Here is a 20,232-nt window from a genome sequence, read left to right as displayed (position 1 = left end):
ACTGTCCCTTGTCCCAGACTGTAACGCTTGACGCCCCGGCGCCGTATTTTCCTGAGCTTCGTGCCCAGGACCGGGCCTCGCGGCTGCGCATGGCGGCGCTTCTGCCCCTTCTGTTTTCGGTGATCGTCGCGCTTGCCGTCGTTCTGGCCATGCACGGCATGAACCCGGAGCGCATCTTCCAGCTCGTGCCGGCTTCCCCGTCCTTCTGGGTGGTTTTCGCGCTGTTCTATCTGGCAGGCCCGTTCAGCGAATGGGTCATCTTCCGGCGGCTCTGGCGCCTGCCCGTCGGCGGGATCGTGCCCTTGCTCCGCAAGCTCGTGTGCAACGAGCTGCTCTTCGGATATCTCGGCGAGGCCTATTTCTATGCCTGGGCGCGGAGGCGCCAGACGATGATGGCCACGCCGTTCGGTGCGATCAAGGACGTGGCCATCCTGTCGGCAATGGCTGGCAACGGCGTTACCCTGCTCCTCGTGCTAGCCATGGTTCCGCTGATCCAGGCGAGCGATATCAGTCTCGATCACTCCTCTGTCCTGCTGTCGCTGTGCATCGTGCTGGTCACCTCCATCGCGGCCATGTTCCTGCGCCGCCGGATATTCACGCTGCCGCGCGCGGAACTGCGGTTCATCCTGGAAGCGCATCTCCTGCGGATCGTCGTGACCACCGTGCTGTCGGCGGTGCTCTGGCACATGGCGCTGCCGCAAGTGCCGGTCACTTCCTGGCTGCTCCTTTCGACCCTGCGGCTGCTGGTGTCCCGACTTCCCTTCGTGCCGAACAAGGACGTGGCCTTCGCCGGGCTCGCGGTGTTCACCCTGGGTCATGAGACCAATATCGCCGCGCTGATGACGATGATGGCCTCGGTCATCCTGCTGGTCCACGTCGTACTCGGCGTCGCGATCGTCCTGACCGATCTTGTGCGCCACATCACCGGCCTGACCGGCGGATCGTCGCCGCGCACCGAGCCGGAAATGCCTGCGAGCTGAATGCCATGAAAATTCTCGACGTTTGCGCATTCTATTCACCGCAAGGCGGCGGTGTCAGGACTTACATCGACCAGAAGATCCGCCTGGCATCGCAGCTCGGCCATGAGGTGGTGATCGTCGCGCCCGGCGATGAGTACGCGGTTCTAGACAGGGGGCCGGGCGCGCGGATCGTCACGACGCCGTCGCCCCGCTTTCCTCTCGACAGGAAGTACGGCTACTTCGCCGACGAACAGGCCCTGCACGCCATTCTCGATGCGGAGGCGCCCGACGTCGTGGAAGTCTCCTCGCCCTGGCGCAGCCCGCTGATGGTCTCGCGGTGGCAGGGTACGGCACTGCGCAGTCTCGTGATGCATGCCGATCCCCTGGCGGCTTATGCCTATCGCTGGTTCGGGCCGGTTTTCTCGACCAGACGGATAGACCGCCAGTTCAACCGCTATTGGGACCACTTGCGGTATCTGGGCGGGCACTATGACGTGACGGTCTGTGCCAACCGGAGCCTGGCCGAGAGGTTGAGGCAGGGCGGTGTGCGCGGTGTGGCGGTGCATCCGCTGGGGATCGAGGCGGAGACGTTCTCGCCGAACCTGCGGGACGAGGCGCTGCGAAGGACGTTGCTCTCTGCCTGCGGGCTGGACGGGAATGCCCGGTTGCTGGTTGCGGCGGGGCGTCTCGCTCCGGAAAAGCGGTGGCCTATGGTGGTCGAGGCGGTCGCCGCAGCCAGTCGCCGGGTTCCGGTGGGCTTGGTCCTGTTCGGTGAAGGCCGGGAGCGCCGGGCCATCCAGCGCGCGATCGGCGGCAATCCCCACGTCCGCCTGTTCGAACCCATTCGCGACCGCAAGGCGTTTGCCGCGACCCTGGCGAGCGCCGATGCGCTGATCCACGGCTGCGAGGCGGAGACCTTCTGCATGGTGGCGGCCGAGGCAAGGGCGAGCGGGACGCCGGTGATCGTTCCGGATCGCGGGGGCGCCGCCGAACATGCCCGCGACGGTGCAGGCATGCGGTATGAAGCGGCCAGCGTTCATGCCGCGTCCGATGCGATCGCAGCCTTCTGCCTGGAACGACGGAGCGGCCTGAGTATCGGCAGCACCGCCAGCCATGTTGCCGGCGACGTCATCAGTCACACGGATCACTTCGCCCGTCTGTTCGCCCATTACGAGATGCTGGGGCGGATGCGGGCTGCGGCCTGACCGGAGAAAACGGCTTTCCCCGGAAAACGGCGGCCGCGATGAACGAAAAAACTCCGAATTGCAGATGCGGGTCGAATGCTCCCGTGGAGTCTCTGCGTCATGCGCATAGGATTCCTGTTCAATCACGACCAGACACATCAGGTCGCCCATAGCCTTCCGATTGCCCTGGCGATGGCCGGACAGGGCTTCTCCGGTGAACTGATCGTCGCCACGACGAATGCTTCGCTGGCCGCGGAAGTGCGCCGGCTGGGCGGCGACCTTATCGGTACGCGCATTCAGCATGTCGAACTTGCCCCTTCGGCCTTTTCCCGAAGGATGGACGCGATCTTCGGGAAAGTGCTTCCAGCGAGCAAGTTGCTCGTCTACCGCGACAACCTCGATTTTTTCAGGAAGCTCGACGTTCTCGTGGTGGCGGAGAAGACATCCCTGCTTCTCAAGAAGCGATACGGTCTTCATGATCTGGCCATCGTCCATACCCGGCATGGAGCCGGAGATCGCGCCATCGGCTTCGACAAGGCCAGCACCGGCTTCGACCATGTTCTCTGTTCGGGGCCCAAGATCCGCGACCGGCTGATCGTCGAGGCCGGAGTCGATCCGGACAGGATCAGCCTCGTCGGCTACCCGAAGTTCGACGTGTTGATGGATGCACCCGGGAAGCGGTTCCTGCCGGCCGCCGACAAGGTTGTGCTCTACAATCCGCATTGCTCGCCGCATCTGTCGTCCTGGTTCCGGCATGGGCATGGCGTGTTCGAAACCTTTCTGGCCGACGAGCGTAATGGCCTGATCTTCGCGCCCCACGTCATGCTGTTCCAGCGGCAGTTCGTCGTGACGATCGACAAGCTGACCGTCGAGAAACCCGGCGCGATCCCGCAGCGCTTCCTGCGCGGCGAGAACATCAAGATCGACCTCGGAAGCCGCGCTTCCACGGACATGACCTATACGATGGCTGCCGATATCTACCTCGGCGACGCCAGTAGCCAGGTCTATGAGTTCCTGCTGAAGCCCAGGCCCTGTATTTTCCTCAATAGCCAGGGGCACCAGTGGCAGGGCAATCCCAACTTTCTGCACTGGACGGCGGGCGAGGTCATATCCAGCCCCGATGAGCTTCCGGGCGCCATCGCACGGGCGGACGAGCTTCACGAACTGAAGTACCGAAGCGTACAGGAAGCGCTGTTCCGGCAGAGCTTCGATCTTCGCACGAAGACGTCGTCGGTACGTGCTGCCGAAGCCATTTCCCGATTTGCCGAGCGACATGTGAAGTCGCACCGCCACCTCAAGCTGGTTCCGGCATGAAGTCCCGGGGATGGCATCCGACGACCGCTTCATCCGAGGATGCAGCAGGTGGATCCGTGAAAGCACAGGGCAATCGCGGTGTCGGGCGAATATTCGTCTCGCTGGGCATGGTCCTGGGCGGGAAGGCCGGTGCGGGGATCGTCAGCCTCGGCTACCTTCTGCTGGCCACCCGTTTCCTCGGGCCTTCGGACTACGGCGTGCTCGTCCTCGTCCATGCCTACATCACCACCGTATGCGGGATCGTCGAATTCCCGTCCTGGCAGGCGGTCGTTCGCTACGGGGCAGAGGCGCAGCGCCGCGATGAACCCCATCGTCTGGCGCGGTTGCTGCGATACGGGGCCAAAGTCGAACTGATCGGCGGCGGCCTTGCCATCCTTGCCGCCGTCCTGCTCGTTCCGCTCGTAGGGCCGCATCTCGACTGGACCCCCAAAGCGATGGCCTTTGCACCCTTCTATGCCTTCGCGGTTCTGGGTTCCGTGCGATCGACCCCTGCGGGCTATCTCCAGCTATGCGGCCGGTTCGATCTTCTGGGCCTACACAATCTGGTGCAGCCGATCTTTCGCCTGGGCGGGGCCCTGATCGTGATCGCCTGCGGCTGGGGGCTGCGCTCGTTTCTCGTCGCCTGGCTCGTGGCGGCTCTTGCCGAATTCACGGTGCTTTGGGCGATGGGTTTCTGGCTTGCCGCGCGAAATCTCGGCGAGGTCTTGCGGCAGCCGGGCAAGGGCGATGTCGCGGCCGAGAATCCGGGGATATTCAGGTTCCTCATCGCCAGCAATGCCGACGTGACCTTGAGCGAACTGGCCGGGCGCGTGGCGCCGCTGGTCGTGGGTTGGGTCATGGGTCCGGCGATGGCCGGTCTCTATTCCGTCGCCCAGCGGGCCACTGTCATCATCGCCCAGCCCGCACAGATCCTGGGTAGTACCGCCTATGCCGAACTTGCGCATGTGGTCGCAGAGGGACACGGCGGTTCCGCACTTCGCCGCATCCTGGGCAAGATCGTCGGTATCGGACTTCTGGCCGCGATGCCCGTGGTGGCGGTGGTCGCGCTGTTTCCGCGGCAGATCCTGCATCTGCTCGCGGGCGAGGCCTTCATGGGCGCGGCGGGCGTGATGATCGTGCTGGTTCTGGCCCGCGCCATCGCCTTGATCGGCCCGCCTTGCAGCTCGGCGATTTCCGCGCTTGGCCACCCGTTCCGTTCCATGGCCGCGAACCTGCTCGCCAGCCTCGTCTTCCTTTCCGCGCTGCCCTGGCTGCTTGCGCATTATGGATTGATGGGAGCGGGCATCCAGGCGCTGGGCCAGAGCATCGTCGCCAGCGGACTCCTCGTCCTGCTGGTCTGGCGCAGCAGTCTGGAGCGGTGAGCGCCATGCGGATTGCCTATATCATCAACTCCGTGGAAGGGGGCGGGGCTGCACTTCCCGTTCCGTCCATCGCCCGGGCCCTTTCCGAGGCGGGAGCCGAAGTCCGGGTCTTCGCGCTCACGCGGCGTGACGGTCGGGCGCTCGCGGCCATGGAAGCCGAGGGCCTCGACCCGCTTGTGCGGGACGGCGGGAGCAAGGATCATCTTCACGCCTTGCGCTGGATCATGCGGGAAGTTCGCGCCTGGCGCGCGACCCATCTCTGGACCTCGCTCAGCCGGGCGACTTCGCTCGGTCTCCTCGCCGGCCCGGCCTTGGGGCTTCCGGTCGTTTCCTGGCAGCATGCGGCCTTTCTCAAGCCCTGGAACCTGCGCTTGCTACGCCTGCTGCAATCCCGGGCGATGCTCTGGGTGGCGGATTCGCAGACGGTGGCCACCTTCGCGCAGGAGCACATCGGCATCTCCGCAGACCGCCTGGCGATCTGGCCGATCTATGCCGTCGATCCGGCAATGCCGATCGCCCGGCCGCGCCGGGACGGCGAGGTCCTGCGCATCGGCAGCCTCGGGCGCCTGCATCCCGTGAAGGGCTATGACGTGCTGATCGAGGCGCTCGCGCACTTGCGGCAGCACGGGTTTACCGCGCCGGTGCCCTGGGTGCTCGATATCGCCGGAGAAGGCGAAGAGCGGGATCGTCTCCAGTCCCTGGCGCGAGCCGCCGGGCTGAGTGATTTTCGCTTGCCGGGATATGTCGAAGACCCGAAGCGATTCCTGGCGTCCTGCCATCTCTATGTTCAGCCGTCCCGCTCGGAAGGCTTCTGTATCGCCGGTCACGAAGCGATGACGGCCGGCTTGCCGATCATCGCGTCGAGGGTGGGCGAATTGGCCGCCTCGGTCAGACCCGACACGACCGGCTGGCTTTGCTCCCCGCAAAGTCCGGCCGCACTTGCGGAGTGTCTGAGGCAGGCTCTGAGCCATCCGGAGCGTTTCCCCGAGATGGGGCGCGCGGCGCGCGCCGATATGCTGGAGCGCTTTTCCCCGCGAGCCTTCTCGCGCACCGGCAGGGTTATCTGCGAGCGTATCCGCCGGTAAGGCGCCGGATATCGAGCGCCAGACCTTTCAGCGAACGGTCGATCGTCTTCACGTCGAGCAGCGTGAAGTCGCCGCATGCGTTGAGCGTGTGCATGCCCTCGCATCCGGCCGGAGCGCCCGGCGGAAAAGCCAGCGCAGCGCCGGACGAAGTCGCGAAGTGGTCCGGATCGAGGCGGTCGATCCAGAGCGGCCTTATCGCGCCGCCGTAGGTTTGAGAGCAGTCCTGCGTCGGCAGCATGATCCGGCCGCCGAGCACGGCCGGGGCGCCGCCGGGACGGGATGAGGCCTTGTCGCAGCGCACCGGATTGGCCGGATGCGGCGTCCAGGGGCCGGTCAGGCACTCCGCCCAGGCCAGGTGGAGCGAGCCCTGCTTGGTCTCCCGGTCTTCCGCGGAGGAATAGAACAGCCACCAGCGCCCTTCATGGCGAAGGATCGAGGCATCGACGGGCACGCAGTCCAGCGCGATGATGCATTCGGGACGCCACCGCACCAGATCCTCGCTTCCGCGATAGAGCGTGAGCTTGCCGGACCGATGGGCCTCGGGCAGCATCCAGACGGCGCCTTCGCCCGCGAAGACCTGCGGGTAGGAGAGGTGCCAGGGTTCTTCCAGAACGAGCCGTCGGTCAACGAGCCTCAGCTCGCAGTCGAAAGTCAGCCTTTCGATAACGCCGTGCCGGGTGCGATAGTCGTACTGTTCGGCGAAGACGTGAAGGTGGGATCCGTCGTCGAAGCCGAAGGGGTCGGCAAGGAAGGTGAACTCGGGCTCCTCGGGGAACCATGTCAGTTCCTGCGGGCCGTAATCGCCCGCAAGCACCCGGTCGAGAGGCCGCGTCACGATCGCGCAGCGCCAGATATCCTTGCGTCTCGGCATGGGATGCGGGTGGCGCAGTCCGCATGGTCCGTCAAGCCGTTCCCCGGAACCGAAGTTCCGGGGAACGGGGATCGGTACGGGTTAGAACCGTGCGTTCAGCCCCACCTTGAAGGCCGTCGGCGAGCCGGGGGTGGCATTCGTGTTGCTGTGCGCGAAGAGGAAGTAGCGCTTGTTGAAGAGGTTCTCGACATTCACCTGCGCGCTGACGGTTTCGGTCAGGTTGTAGTAGAGCGCGGCATCGACGCGCGTATAGCCGGGCATCGAGACAACATTGTCGGTCGAGGCGTAGCGCTTGCCTTGGTATAGAATGCCCACGGCCGCACCGAACTGCTCGACGGGATCGAAGCGAGTCCAGAGCGAGGCGGCATGCTTGGGCATGTTCGGCAGGATATTGCCAGCCTTAACCGTGCCCGACACGTCATCGAGGAACGTGCCGTCCGAGTACGTGTAGGCGCCGACCATGCTGAGCTGCCTGGTGATGTTGCCGGTTGCGCTCAGTTCCACGCCCTTGGTCCGCTGGCGGCCGATCGGCACGGTCGGGGAGGAAGGGTTGTTGGGATCGCTCAGCGCCAGCACGTTGCTGCGGTCGAGCTGGAACACGGCGGCAGCGACATTGAACGTGGGCAGGATGTCCCACTTCGCGCCCAGTTCGTAGTTCTGGAACTTTTCCGGCGCCAGGCTCTGGGTGCTGAGCGTCAGGCCGGTAAGCTGATCGCCGCCGCGCGGCAGGAAGGTGCGCGAATAGCTGGCATAGATCGAGGCGTTCTCGACCGGCTTGAAGATCAGCCCCGCGCGCGGCGACCACAGATTGTCGGTAGCCGTGAATTCTCGCTGCTGACCCACCGGGAAGCCGACGGTCCGCGTATCGGTGACGCGGGTCTTCAGATGTTCGTAACGGACGCCGACGATCACGTCGATCATGCTGGAGAGCGAGATCTGGTCCTGGATATAGCCGGCGAAGAGTTCCGTGGTGCCCCTGTTCGCACCGCTGCTGGCGACCGGGCGCCACAGCATGTCGGGACGCGAGATCGTGGGATTGTTCACCGTCGCGTAGATGGTTTGAATGCCCTGGGCATTGGTCGCGGTGGGGAAGAAGCCCTCTTCGCGCAAGTTGTCGGTCTTCTGATGACCGTACTCGCCGCCGATCAGCAAGGTATGCTCGATCGATCCCGTCGAGAACTGGGCGTTGAGGTCGGTCTGGTTGATGAAGTTCTTGCGATTGGTGCGCTGGTTATAGCCCTGGATCGCAACGATCGTACCGGCACCGTAAGTTCCGGCGGGAAGGCCGGCGGGATTGGTCACTGCCGCCGTGTTGACCGCGGCCGGGAACACGTTCTGGTAGAACTTGTCGTAGTCGGCATAGCGCGTACGGTTGCGCAGCGAGACGCGGTCGCTGAAACTGTGCTCGACGTAGAGCGAGGCGGCATCGGTATTGGTCCAGGTGGGGCTCTGGTCGGGATCGCCGAAGAACTGGGAGCGGGGCGTGCGCAGCGGCTTGCCCTGATAGCTGGATACGCCGCGATCAGCCACGCGCTCGTCCTCGAAGTGCTCGTAGCCGAGGGTGACGGTGGTATCGGCTCCGGGGGTGAAGGTCACCGTCGGGTTGAAGCCCCAGCGCCGGTTGGTCACGCCGTCCCGGTAGCTGTCGCTGTTCTGGTACACGCCTGTCACGCGTGCCGAAACGGCGCTACCCAGCGGTGCGCCGAGATCGAACTGACCGCGGACGTGATCGAAGCTGCCGCCTTCGAGGCGGAAGGCGCGGATCAGTTGTCCGTTGGCCACCTTGGTTACGCGGTTCACCACGCCGCCGACGCCGCCGCGTCCGAAGATCATGGCATTCGGACCCTTGAAGACTTCCAGGCGCTCGATGTTGTAGAAGTCGCGATAGGTCTGGATGTCGTCGCGCATCCCGTCGACGAAGAAATCGCCCGTGGTCGAGTTGCCGCGCAGCACCAGCGTCTCGCGGTTGCCTTCACCCTGAGCCGAGAAGACGCCCGGAATGTAACGGATGGCATCGCCGATGCTGCCGGCAGCCTGGTCCTGGATCTGCTTGAGTGTGACGACATTGACCGACTGCGGCACATCCAGAAGCGGAGTATCGGTCTTCGTCGCAGTCGTGCTGCGCGACGTCTTGTAGGAGGATTGCGATTCGTCGTCCTTGATCGCCGTGCCGATCACCGTGATGCGGCCGAGGGCGTTATCCTGAGCGTGAACCTGCGAACTGGCGAGGACTGCGGCGGCGCTCGCGGCAAGCGCGAGAACCTTGGTACGCCGCATCGGGAGCGGTTTTGACATCTTGAATATTCCCCTGAACCTGCGATTGGAAAGTGTGAAAGATAATGAGAACCATTCGCACTCGTCGGCGCCGATACAGGCAGGCCATGCCTTGCCCAAGAGCGGGGAAGCAAGATGGACAATAATTGTGCCCGCCCCAATGTAACCCCAATGTTCGAGCCATGTTTTGTAATCGAGGACAAGCAATAGCGATGAAAGTTCTTGTTCTGGAAGATGATGCGGAACTGTCATCCTACCTGGAGAATGGCCTGGGCGAACTGGGCCACAACGTCGCGGTGGCCACTGTCGGCGACGATGCATTGCACATGCTTTTGGGGGAGGAATTCGACGTGGCCGTTCTCGACAGGATGGTTGCGAGCCTCGATGGTCTGTCGGTGATGCAGGAGGCGCGCCGCGAAGGCTGCCAGACCCCCGTCATCATGCTGACCGCGCTCGCGGGGATCGAGGACAGGGTCGAGGCGCTGGAAGCGGGCGCGGACGACTATCTTGTCAAGCCCTTTGCCTTTGCGGAACTGGCTGCGCGCCTCACCGCCCTGTCGCGCCGCGTCGCGCCGGTTATCCATCAGCAGGTTCTCAACGCCGGGGGCATCGAAATGAGCCTGCTGCGCAGAACGGTGAAGCGCGGCGGCAGGTCCGTCGAGCTTCAACCGCGCGAGTTCAGCATTCTGGAACATCTCATGCGCAATGCCGACAGGGTCGTGACCCGGACGTTGCTTTTGGAGAAAGTCTGGAATTTCGGGTTCGATCCCCAGACGAATATCGTCGAGACCCACATGAGCAGGCTGCGAGCGAAGCTGAACGAAGGCTTTTCCGTCAATGCGATACGAACCATTCGGGGATCGGGATATATCCTGAATACCGATGCCGAGTGAAGCCGTGGGTGGGGCAAGGCTTCGACGCCTGCCTTATCCCAAAACGGTAAGATCGCTGGCACTGGCAGTTGCCTTCGTTTCCTGCCTGATAACGGCGGCGCTCGGGGGGCTGACATACTGGTACGTCCACGAGGAAGTCGAGCGGCAGATCGATGAGCGGGTTGCCGTCGATACCCGCACGCTCCTGCAATTCCAGCGCGCCCACGGCTTCGAGGCGCTGGTCGATCTGGTCAGCGCCAAGGACCGCGACAGGCCTCCGGAACCGACAGGTCATCTGGCGCTTGTCGACCCCGGCTTTGATCGGACGATGGGGTATATCGTCACGGATGCGGGCGGCAGGCGCCGGGCAGGCCGGCTAGACGCGGCCATGCCGCCTCTGGGGTGGAGCGAATTCATCCATTTCCGGCGGTTCGACGGGCGCGAGGCCATTGCCCAGGGATTGCATTCTCGGCTTGATGGCGGCGGCTCCCTTCTGGTTGCGGCGGATCGAACTGCCGTCGACCAGACCGACGCGATACTCCTGCGCCTGTTTCTTGGCGCGTTCGGTATCCTGTTCCTGGTCAACCTGGTGTTGATCCTCGGCTTCGGCCGCGCCGTTCGGCGGCGGCTCGATGCCATGTCGCGCGGTGCCGAGGCGATCATGGCGGGAGACATGTCGCGGAGAATGCCGGTGGAGGGCCTCTCCGACGAATTCGACGAACTGGCGACCGTGCTCAACGGCATGCTCGACAGGATCGTCGCGCTGGTCACGCGGCTGCGTGAACTTTCGAGCGGCCTGGCGCATGACCTGCGCACACCGCTCAGCCGGATAAGGACCAGGTTGGAGCGTTCGGTTTCGATGTCCACGGATCCCAGGCAGCGCATGTTGCTGGAAGCGGCAATCGAAGATGGAAATGCGCTCGCGGATCTGTTTGCAGGTCTGCTTTCCCTTGCGGAAATCGATGGCAGGCATGCGCAGCGACGTTTCGTTCGCGTCGATTTCGGAGCCGCTGCCGATCAGATTGCCGAAGCCCATCGTCCCGCTTTTGAAGATTCGGGACACCGGCTTTTCATCGATATCGAGCAGGTCTGGATTCTGGGAGATCGGGCGTTGCTCCAGCGCATCGTGGCCAGCCTGCTCGACAATGCGCTGGTCCACACGCCGCGCGATACGAACGTCCAGCTATCTGTTTGCAGACGGGGTCAGGAGATCGTCCTGACGGTATCCGATGATGGACCCGGCGTGGCGGAGAAAGACCAGCAGCGCATATTCGACAGGCTGGTGCGATTGGACCCTGGCCGGTCGCGGCCGGGGCACGGATTGGGCCTCAGCATCGTGCAGGCTATCGTGGCGGCGCATGGCGGTACGGTTTGCGCGCGGAGCAGCGGGGAAGGGCTTGTCATCGAAGTATCGCTTCCCGCGCTCGCCAAGGATGCCGTTCCGGCCTCCGTTACCGTTCCTGTCTGAGCGGAGCGACGCCCAGGCCACTGCGATAATTGAGCACGATGCGAATGGAAGTGGGTGTATCGCCCGCACGGGTGGGCACTTTGGCGGCGGCAGGCTTGCTCCATCCGAGCTTGGGGTTACCGGAGAAACCGATTCCGTCAATTCGCCAGTTGAACCGGCGATCCGTATCCCGGTCGTGAAGCAGGCTCACGGCATAGGTCCCCGCCGCGGGAAGGCGCACGCACAGAGTGGGCGTGCCGCTGGCGGGAACCGGCACTTCCACCCGGCGGAAGGTCTTGCCGGCACTGACCAGAATATTGTCGTCGGCCAGGAAGTCCGTCTGGTCGGCGGGATAGACTTCCAGTTTCAGTCGCCCGCTCCGATCCTTGAGACCCACGACCTCGACCAGAAAAGCAGGCCCGGTTTCACCGGCCCGGCATTGCCCTTCCGCCTTGCCGAGATCGGGCGTCGAAGGAACCAGGGCGGCGGCGAAAAGCAGGGGAAGGCTGAGCATGGAAAATGTCCGATCGGTGAATACGGGAAGCGATCCGCTTCAGGTTCGGTCCCCGGCATCGATTGCGGCAGCCGACTGGGGAAGCGGCTGGGGAGTCGGCGGAAATTTCAGGACGATCTTCAGGCCTGGCCCGTTGTCTTCCAGGATGGGTATGACATGGTGAAGGCTGGCGATCGCGCGGACCAGGGATAGCCCCAGTCCTGATCCGGGTGTGCTCCGGCTGGTATCGAGGCGATAGAAGCGGACGAAGACCCTGTCGCGCTCTTCCGCCGGGATGCCGGGTCCATCGTCGCGCACTTCCGCGATGACACCCTCGCCGGATCGCCGTGCATGCAGCACGATGCAGGTGCCGGGAGGCGTATGGACCAGGGCGTTCTCGATCAGGTTGGTGAACATCTGCGCCAGCAGCTCACCGTCGCCCGTGACCATGAGGCCCGGTTCCAGTTCTACGTCGAGGCGATGTTCAGAGTCTTCCGCCACCGGTTCGTAGGCACCTCCGACACGTTCGATCATCTCGCTCAGGTCCAGCCGGGTAAAGCGGCTGCGACCGGCACCGCCTTCGAGCGTTCCGATCCGGAGCAGGGCCCGGAAGATCGCCAGGATTTCGTCGGTCTGCTCCAGGGCCGCTTCGATCCCCGCATCGTAGCCGGTCAGCGTATCGGTGCCGCGCAGGCCTTCCAGGTTCTGGCGCAGCCGGGTGAGCGGCGTGCGCAGGTCGTGCGCGATATCGGTGGATACCTGCCTCAGCCCCTCCATCAGGCCCTGTATCCGGTCAAGCATGAGATTGAGATTGCCCGAAAGCTCGTCGAACTCCGGTCCCAGGCCGATGGTCGGGATGCGTTCGCCCAAGGCACCCGCCATGATCCGGTTGACCGAGGAGTTCACGCCGTTGAGGCGGCGTATGAAGAGGCTGCCGACGAAATAGCCGCCGGCGAGCGCGAAGAGGGTGATGCCGATGCCGCAGGCCAGCGTGAAGATCCGCAGGCGTTCCACGACGGTGCGCACGTCGAACATGTCCGTGCCCACCACGAGGTGGAACGTGCCGGGCAGGGCGGCGCCGAGGGTCTTGAAGGTCTCGATCGCCTCGCCGCGAACCGCCATGTTCACCTCGCGGACCTTGAGGATTCCAGGTCCGACGAGGGTGGCGTCGGCAGGCAGGTCTCCGGCGATTACGCGTCCCGATCCGTCCACCAGCCGAAAGCGGAACTGGGGATCCTTGCCGGTGTGCGAATGGCGGGAGATCGCCTCGGTCAGGCCGTCGAGTCCGAGCGCCTCGTATTCGGAACGCAGGATCTTCATTTCGTTCCGCAGGCTGGCGTCGGTGGCGGCGACGGCATAGCCCTCGATCTGCCGTTGCACCGCAATCAGCACGAGCAGCGATCCGATCGCGAAAACGGCGGCGAACAGCACGGCGAAGCGAAAGGCTCCGCTGCGCAGAACGGAGCGGCGGAGCGGCTCAGCCGCCATCGATGCGATATCCCGCGCCCCGCACGGTCTGGATCAGTTCGCAGCCGAAGCCGCGATCGACCTTGGTCCTGAGGCGGCTCATGTGGCTTTCTATGATGTTGCTGCGCGGATCGAAGTGAAACGACCAGACGTTCTCAAGGAGCATCGTTCGTGTGACCAGTTGCCCGGCATGGCGCATCAGATACTCCAGCAGCTTGAACTCCTGCGCCTGCAAGTCGATCTTGCGCCCTGCGCGAATGACGGTGCGCCGGATCAGATCGATCTCCAGATCACCGGCCCGCAGCACGGATACGCTGTCGGGCATCGGCGGGCGGCGCAGCAGCGCATTGAGGCGCGCGGCCAGTTCCGAGACCGCGAACGGCTTCACCAGATAGTCGTCGGCGCCGGCTTCGAGACCTTCGACGCGGTCTTCGACGCCGTCCATCGCGGTAAGCAGCAGTATCGGCGTCAGGACATTCGCAGCGCGCAGGGCTTTCATGACGCTGAGTCCGTCGAGACCCGGCACCATGCGGTCGAGGACCAGCACGTCGTACTGGTTGGTGGTTGCAAGGTAGAGCGCATCGGCGCCCGAAGTGCAGCTGTCCGTCACATGGCCGGCCGCTTGAAGCGAGCGCTCCACATGGTTTCGCAACTCGTCGTCATCCTCAAGGAAGAGGATCTTCATCGGCATCGGCTCCTTGGGGCAATGCGGGTTCAACCGTCCTTATGGCGCACACTCGATCGCTGATGACAAGTTGGGAATTCCTAATGTAGGCTCAATCCTGAGCGAAGGTTGCATCCGCTAGAGGTCTCTCGAAACCTGTGGAGTGTCTCTCATGAAAGCTCTGGCCGTTCTTGGACTTTCGCTGCTCTGTGTGTCGCTGGCATCCCCTGTTCCGGCCCTGGCTGTCGAGCTGGACCAGAGCCCTTATGCGCATGATGCGAAGATCGACCTGCTGGCGGCGCGTACGATCGCGCTTCGGCAGCATGCCGGTACGATCACCGCGCAGGAGCTTGAAAAGGAAAGTGGCGGGAGCGGCCTGCGTTACTCCTTCGACATCCTGACACGCCACGGCGCCTTCGAGGTCGGAGTGGATGCGATCAGCGGTTCGGTGCTCGAAAACGGGCCGCTCACGGATACCGCTGCCTAATTCATCGCCGCTCCCCGGTTGGGGAGTTTTGCCCTCGGGTGCGCCACGCGGCCATCCTTTCAAGCGTGGACATTCATGGCTGGATCGTCTCTTCGAAAAGTCGTCGCATCGGGCGCCGCGGGCTTTACTGCCTGCCTTCTGTCCGCCTGCGCGCATTATACGCCGCTTCCCTTGCCTGCTTCCGCGCCGCTGGCACAAGACGTCGGCGGGTTGCGGGAAGCCCAGGCGCCTGGCGCCCTCCTGTCGGTCGAGCAGGTGGTGACCCTGGCGCTTGCGAACAACCCCGATCTGCGGGCGGCCCGACTGCGTCGCGGCATGGCGGGCGGTCAGACGAAACAGGCCGGAATTCTGCCGAATCCCTCAATTTCTGGGGCATTCCTGCCGTTGCTCTCCGGTGTCGGGACTGTCCCGGCGTGGAACTTCGGGCTTTCTCAGGACATCAAGGCGCTCATCACCTACAAGTCGCGTCGCAGGGCCGCGCAGGACAGCGAGCAGCAGGTCGCTGCGGACATCGTCTGGCAGGAGTGGCAGGTCGCGGGCAAGGCGCGGCAGCTTGCCGCCGACCTGATCGTGAGCGAGAACAGTCGGCCGGTCTATCTGGAGCAGTACGAGATTCTGCTAGCCCGCAACGCCCGTCTGGAAAAGGCTCTGGCGGCGGGTAACGTGACGCTGGCTACGATCGCCCCCGATCGGGTTGCGCTCCAGGTTTCGCGAAGCGCCCTGCAGGTTCTCGACCAGAACCAGCTCGCCTTGCGGCATCAGCTCAATGCTCTGCTGGGCCTGGCCCCCGATGCGACGGTGGAATTTGCCCAGAGCGTCGATCTTCCGCCCTTCGACCCCGCTGCCGTGCGCGCGGCCCTGCCGTCGCTCCAGGACCGCCGTCCCGACCTGCTGGCGCTGCGCCTCGGCTATGCCGCGGCCGACGAGGGGGTGCGTCAGGCGGTGCTGTCACAGTTCCCCGATCTCGTCCTGGGCGGCAGCGTCGCGAGCGATAACGCCAAGGTCATCAACGGCGGCCCGAACGTCACGCTCGGCCTGCCGATCTTCGATCGCAACCAGGGCAATGTCGCCATTGCCAATGCCACCCGCGCGCAGCTTCATGCCGAATATGAAGCCCGGCTCGCCGCCGCGACCGGCGAAGTGGGCGCGATGCTTTCGGAAGCGATCCAGCTGACGACCCAACTGGAATCGACACTGCGAGATCTCCCCGCCGCGCGCGAGGCGGCGCGCCGGGCTCAGAGCGAATTCCAGGCATCGCGCCTCGACGAGCGGTCCTACCTCGACCTGATGGCGAACCGTTTCGCCAAGGAACAGGAGGTGCTCACCCTCCAGCTTGCGCTTCTCGATCGCCAGATCGCCATCCAGACGCTGACCGGCGCCGCGCTTCCTTCCGTCGAGCTTCCTGGCGCCGACCTGCCTTCCGATCCTGCCGGAGTCCGCCCGTGAAATCCATCTATCTCGCCCCCTATCTCGCCCCCTATCTCGCCCCCTATCTCGCCCCCTATCTCGCAGCGTCGGCCCTCACGCTCGCGCTCTGCGCCTGTGGCGGCAATACCCCGCAGAATTCGCCGCCTTCCAGCAGCGTCGCCGTGGCCGTGGTTTCTGCGAAGCAGGGCTCGCTGCCGGCTCTGGTCACCGCCTATGGCGCCGTCGCACCATCCCAGAACGGCACGACGACCATCAGCATGGCACAGCCCGGGCAGGTGACCTCGCTTGCCGTGACGCAGGGCGCGGCAGTGAGGGCAGGGCAGGTGCTGGCGACCTTTGCGGTCGCGCCGACCGCCCGCAGCGCCTACCTGCAAGCGGCAGACGCGCTGGCTGCCGCACAGAAGCAGCGCAATACGACAGCGCAGTTGCTCAGCCAGCAGCTCGCCACTTCCGACCAGCTGGTCCAGGCCGACAAGGCGGTTTCGGATGCCCGCATCGCGCTGGCGGGGCTTTCCGCCGAAGGCGCCGGCAGTGCGGTACAGACCCTGCGCGCGCCCTATGACGGCATCGTCACCCTGGTCTCGGCGGGCGTGGGCGACCGCCCGCAGCCCGGTGCGCCGATCGTGACGCTCGCCAAGGCCGGCGGCCTCGTGGTGACGGTGGGTATCGACCCGGCAGGCAAGGCCGCCGTGCGCCCCGGGCAGACGGTCACGCTTCAGCGTCTCTCCGGCCAGAACGAGGGTGCAGGGCAGATCGCAGGCAGAGTGGTCCGGGTGGACGACATGCTCAATGCCCGCACGCGCATGGTCGATGTCGACGTCTCGTTCCCCGCCGGATCGCTGCTGCCGGGAGAAGGGGTTCAGGTTGCGATCCAGACCGGCAACGTTTCCGGCTGGGTGGTGCCGCACGCCTCCGTGGTGACGGCCAACGGACCCGCGCGGATCTTCCAGGACGTGGCAGGGAAGGCCAAGGCCGTGCCGGTCCAGGTGGCGCTTTCCTCGCCGGCGGGGGACGTCGTCTCCGGTCCGCTCGATCCCCGCGCGCCCGTCATCGTCGACGGCGCCTACCAGCTCAATGACGGCGATACCGTGCGACGGGGGCGTTGATGCTCGAAAAGCTTCTCCACAAGCAGTCCCGGGCTTTCGTCCTCATCGCGCTCGCCATGGCGGTCGCGGGGTTGGTGGCCGCCTTCTCGCTGCCGATCGGCCTGTTCCCGCAAGTTTCCTTCCCGCGCGTCGTCGTCGATCTCGATGCCGGCAGTCGCCCGGCCGACCAGACCGCGCTCACCGTTACGCGCCCGGTCGAGGAAGCCATTCGCGCCATCCCCGGCGTTCAGGATGTCCGCTCGGAAACGAGCCGCGGCTCGGCGCAGATCTCGATCGACTTCGGCTGGAACCGCGACATGGTGTCGAGCACGCTGCTGGTCGATTCCGCAGTGGCGCGCATTCTTCCGCAGCTGCCCTCCGGCACCCAGTACGGCGTGCGAAGGATGGACCCGACGGTCTTCCCGATCATTTCCTATGCCCTGGTTTCCGATAGGGCTGATCCCGTGGCCCTGCAGGATCTGGCCCGCTACCAGATCACGCCGCTGCTTTCTTCGATCACCGGGCTGGCCCGCGTCGGCGTGCAGGGCGGCGATACGGCGGAAGTCCAGGTTCTTGCCGATCCGCAGCGCCTTGCCGATCACAACATGGCGATGACCGATCTGGCCACCGCGATCCGGAGCGGCAACGTGCTCAGCGCGACCGGTCAGGTCCAGGACCGGGGGCGCCTGTCGCTGGTCATCGCCGATCGTAGCGTGCTGACGGCCGATCAGGTCGGCGATATCGTCGTCCAGTCCGATCCGGCCGGGATCGTGCGGGTGCGCGACGTCGCGACCGTGCAGAACGGCCGCGTTCCGCAGTGGCAGCGCATCGTCGAGGACGGCCGCCCCGCCGTGCTGTTCAACATCTACGAACAGCCGGACGGCAATGCCGTGCAGATCGCGCAGGAGGTGCAGGCCAAGCTGGAGACGCTGAAGCTGCCGCCGGGCGTGAAGCTGGTGAACTGGTACGACCAGAGCCAGCTGGTAACTGAATCCGTGGCAAGCGTTCGCGATGCCGTGCTGATCGGCCTCGTGCTCGCCGCGCTGGTGCTGCTCTGGTTCCTGCGCAGCTGGCGCGTGACCTTGGTGGCGGCGATCGTGGTTCCCGCCACCCTGGCGGCGACGGTTCTGGTTCTCAGCGCCCTGGGCATGTCGTTCAACATCATGACGCTCGGCGGCATCGCCGCTGCCGTGGGGCTGCTGATCGACGACGTCATCGTGATGGTCGAGCATATTGCCCGCCGCGCGGGCGCGACCGGGCCGGACGGTCAGGTCGTCGGCGACAGCGCGGTGATCCCGGCCGCCCGCGAGTTCATGGCGCCGCTGACCGGTTCCAGCCTCGCGACGCTGATCGTCTTCCTGCCGCTTTCGTTCCTCAGCGGCGTCACCGGCGCCTTCTCGAAGGCGCTCTCGGTAACGATGGCGGCGGCGCTGGCGATTTCCTGGGCGATGACCGCTTTCGTGGTGCCCGTGCTGGTCCGCTGGCTGGTCGATTTTCGCACGTGGCGCGATCCCGGCGAGGCAGGCGCCGGTCGCCTTGGTCGCACGCACGACCGCGCCATCGACGGCCTGTCGCGGCGTCCATGGATCCTGGCTGCGGTGCTCGTGCCCCTGTTGGCCATCGGCTATCTCGGTTACTCGAACGTCCCGACCGGCTTCATGCCCAAGGTCGACGAGGGCGGCTTCGTGATGGATTACTTCACGGCCCCGGGAACCTCGCTCGACGAAAGCAGCCGGCAGATCGCCCAGGTCGACCGGATCCTGCGCGATAACCCGGAAGTGCTGACCTTCTCGCGGCGCCTTGGCACGGGCCTCGGGGGCGATCTGGGGCAGAGCTACCACGGCGACTACTTCGTCAAGCTCAAGCCCGATCACACCACCCCGACCGAGGAATTGGCGGCTTCGGTGGCCGAAGATGTCGGACTGAAGGTGCCCGGCGTCGAGGTCGAGGTCGCGCAGCTGATGGAAGATCTCATCGGCGACCTTACCGCCGTTCCGCAGCCGATCGAGGTCAAGCTGTTCTCGTCCGATCCTTCGGTGCTTCAGGCCGAGGCGAAGAAAGTCGCGGGCATCGTTTCCAAGGTCGCGGGCGTGGTCGAAGTCAAGGACGGCGTGCGCCTGGCAGGTGACGCGATCGACGTTCATGTCGATCCGGTGCGCGCCGGGATGGAGGGCGTCGCTCCCGCGGATGTCGAGGCGCAGCTCTCGGCGGCGTTGAGCGGAACGGTGGCGACCACGCTGGCGCAGTCCACCAAGACCGTGGACGTGCGCGTGCGCCTGCCGAACGCCCCGACCATGAGCGAGGCCGATCTCGCCAGGTTGCCGATCCGGGCGAGCGACGGCGACCTGTTCCCGATATCGCGCGCCGCGACGCTGGAGACGGTGGCCGGACAGCCGCAGATCTCGCGCGAGAATCTGGAGCCGATGGTGGCCGTCACCGGCCGCATCCAGGGGCGCGGCATCGGGGCGGCAGTGGCCGACGTGACAGCCGCGCTCGACAAGCCGGGCGCCTTGGGGCCCGGGGTGCGCTACGAGATGGGCGGCCTCTACCAGCAGCAGCAGATCGCGTTCTCGGGGCTCATCCGGGTATTCGGCGCCGCGCTGATCGCGGAGTTCATCCTGCTGCTCGTGCTCTATCGCCGAATCTGGCTGCCCGTCATCATCATCGGCTGCTCGTTGCTGTCGACGACGGCGGTGTTTACGGCCCTGTGGCTTTCGGGAGTGGACCTCAACATCACCGCGCTGATGGGCATGACGATGATTATCGGCATCGGCACCGAGATGGCGATCTTCTACGTCTCCGAATTCGAGGAGATGGCCCGTCACATGCCAGCGGCCGAGGCAACGCGCGAGGCGAGCCGCAACCGCGTGCGTCCGATCACGATGACGACGCTGGCGGCGATCCTCACGCTTCTGCCGCTGGCGCTTGCGATCGGGAAGGGCTCGGGAATTCAGCAACCGCTGGCGATCGCCATCATCGCCGGGCTGCTGCTCCAGTATCCGCTGGTGCTGCTGGCGATGCCGATCCTGGTGCGGCTGACCCTGCCGAAGGACAGTCGGACCGATGAGCTTGCCGCTCAGGCTGCGACGACCTGAGCGGCGCGCCTGCTACATCGGCGCGCGCATGGTCGAGGGCCGTACGAGGTTCGTTCGATGACGCTGGGCTCGTGGAGCGAAAGCTGGCTTCTCTGGGCGATCCTTTCCGCCATTTTCGCGGCGCTGACCGCCATTCTTGCCAAAGT

16 protein-coding genes are annotated in these 20,232 nt (G+C 65.1%); 11 read left to right on the top strand and 5 right to left on the bottom strand.

Annotated features, from left to right (window positions below; all coding sequences use genetic code 11):
- Positions 1-8: 8 nt before the first annotated feature.
- The 5 genes from V7066_RS20880 to V7066_RS20860 all read left to right on the top strand — a co-directional run bounded on the left by V7066_RS20880 (position 9) and on the right by V7066_RS20860 (position 5,903).
- On the top strand, positions 9-980 hold the full coding sequence (locus tag V7066_RS20880) for a hypothetical protein (protein WP_334184914.1): 972 nt from the start codon (positions 9-11) through the stop codon (positions 978-980).
- Between the two features lie 5 nt (positions 981-985).
- The gene (locus V7066_RS20875) at positions 986-2,164 is read left to right on the top strand and encodes a glycosyltransferase (protein ID WP_334184913.1); all 1,179 of its coding nucleotides are present in this window, start codon (positions 986-988) and stop codon (positions 2,162-2,164) included.
- Positions 2,165-2,263: 99 nt separating this feature from the next.
- On the top strand, positions 2,264-3,457 hold the full coding sequence (locus V7066_RS20870) for a hypothetical protein (RefSeq protein WP_334184912.1): 1,194 nt from the start codon (positions 2,264-2,266) through the stop codon (positions 3,455-3,457).
- Between the two features lie 56 nt (positions 3,458-3,513).
- Positions 3,514-4,818 (top strand): lipopolysaccharide biosynthesis protein, encoded by a 1,305-nt coding sequence (locus tag V7066_RS20865; RefSeq protein ID WP_334184911.1) that lies wholly within the window; start codon positions 3,514-3,516, stop codon positions 4,816-4,818.
- A 5-nt stretch (positions 4,819-4,823) separates the two neighbouring features.
- The gene (locus tag V7066_RS20860) at positions 4,824-5,903 is read left to right on the top strand and encodes a glycosyltransferase family 4 protein (RefSeq protein ID WP_334184910.1); all 1,080 of its coding nucleotides are present in this window, start codon (positions 4,824-4,826) and stop codon (positions 5,901-5,903) included.
- Here V7066_RS20860 and V7066_RS20855 read toward each other — a convergent pair.
- Together V7066_RS20855 and V7066_RS20850 are read right to left on the bottom strand one after the other, a co-directional pair.
- On the bottom strand, positions 5,878-6,774 hold the full coding sequence (locus tag V7066_RS20855) for a glucosamine inositolphosphorylceramide transferase family protein (RefSeq protein ID WP_334184909.1): 897 nt from the start codon (positions 6,772-6,774) through the stop codon (positions 5,878-5,880). The two genes, V7066_RS20860 and V7066_RS20855, sit on opposite strands and share 26 nt — an antisense overlap.
- Before the next feature lie 81 nt (positions 6,775-6,855).
- The gene (locus V7066_RS20850) at positions 6,856-9,069 is read right to left on the bottom strand and encodes a TonB-dependent receptor (RefSeq protein WP_334184908.1); all 2,214 of its coding nucleotides are present in this window, start codon (positions 9,067-9,069) and stop codon (positions 6,856-6,858) included.
- Positions 9,070-9,194: 125 nt separating this feature from the next.
- On the opposite strand from V7066_RS20850, the gene V7066_RS20845 reads away from it, so the two are divergent.
- Positions 9,195-9,941 carry a response regulator transcription factor gene (locus V7066_RS20845; RefSeq protein ID WP_334184907.1) on the top strand — a complete coding sequence of 249 codons (747 nt, stop codon included), beginning with the start codon at positions 9,195-9,197 and terminating at the stop codon, positions 9,939-9,941.
- Positions 9,931-11,388 carry a sensor histidine kinase gene (locus V7066_RS20840; RefSeq protein ID WP_334184906.1) on the top strand — a complete coding sequence of 486 codons (1,458 nt, stop codon included), beginning with the start codon at positions 9,931-9,933 and terminating at the stop codon, positions 11,386-11,388. The genes V7066_RS20845 and V7066_RS20840 overlap by 11 nt, the downstream gene beginning before the upstream one ends.
- On the opposite strand, the gene V7066_RS20835 is transcribed toward V7066_RS20840, so the two are convergent.
- From V7066_RS20835 to V7066_RS20825, 3 genes are read right to left on the bottom strand one after another with little or no spacing between them, the layout of a single operon-like run.
- A complete protein-coding gene (locus V7066_RS20835) occupies positions 11,372-11,881 on the bottom strand; it encodes a DUF2141 domain-containing protein (protein WP_334184905.1) in 510 nt (169 codons plus the stop codon). The two genes, V7066_RS20840 and V7066_RS20835, sit on opposite strands and share 17 nt — an antisense overlap.
- Before the next feature lie 39 nt (positions 11,882-11,920).
- On the bottom strand, positions 11,921-13,348 hold the full coding sequence (locus V7066_RS20830; protein WP_334184904.1) for a sensor histidine kinase: 1,428 nt from the start codon (positions 13,346-13,348) through the stop codon (positions 11,921-11,923).
- A complete protein-coding gene (locus V7066_RS20825) occupies positions 13,338-14,012 on the bottom strand; it encodes a response regulator transcription factor (protein WP_334184903.1) in 675 nt (224 codons plus the stop codon). The genes V7066_RS20830 and V7066_RS20825 overlap by 11 nt, the downstream gene beginning before the upstream one ends.
- A gap of 151 nt (positions 14,013-14,163) precedes the next feature.
- Between V7066_RS20825 and V7066_RS20820 the strand changes: the two genes are divergently transcribed.
- The 4 genes from V7066_RS20820 (at position 14,164) to V7066_RS20805 (ending at position 20,086) form a co-directional block, all read left to right on the top strand.
- On the top strand, positions 14,164-14,478 hold the full coding sequence (locus V7066_RS20820) for a PepSY domain-containing protein (protein ID WP_334184902.1): 315 nt from the start codon (positions 14,164-14,166) through the stop codon (positions 14,476-14,478).
- A 75-nt stretch (positions 14,479-14,553) separates the two neighbouring features.
- Complete coding sequence (locus tag V7066_RS20815) at positions 14,554-15,924, top strand: TolC family protein (RefSeq protein WP_334184901.1); 1,371 nt, start codon at positions 14,554-14,556, stop codon at positions 15,922-15,924.
- Positions 15,921-17,012, top strand: coding sequence for an efflux RND transporter periplasmic adaptor subunit (locus V7066_RS20810; RefSeq protein WP_334184900.1), 1,092 nt, complete (start codon positions 15,921-15,923; stop codon positions 17,010-17,012). Before V7066_RS20815 ends, V7066_RS20810 begins: the two co-directional genes overlap by 4 nt.
- The gene (locus tag V7066_RS20805) at positions 17,012-20,086 is read left to right on the top strand and encodes an efflux RND transporter permease subunit (RefSeq protein WP_334184899.1); all 3,075 of its coding nucleotides are present in this window, start codon (positions 17,012-17,014) and stop codon (positions 20,084-20,086) included. Before V7066_RS20810 ends, V7066_RS20805 begins: the two co-directional genes overlap by 1 nt.
- Positions 20,087-20,232 lie beyond the last annotated feature (146 nt).

This window comes from Novosphingobium sp., from assembly GCF_036820275.1.
In the GTDB taxonomy this organism is placed as follows: Bacteria; Pseudomonadota; Alphaproteobacteria; order Sphingomonadales; family Sphingomonadaceae; genus Novosphingobium.
The sequence above is the reverse complement of the archived record's forward strand: the minus strand, read 5'-3'. Positions and strand labels throughout refer to the sequence as shown.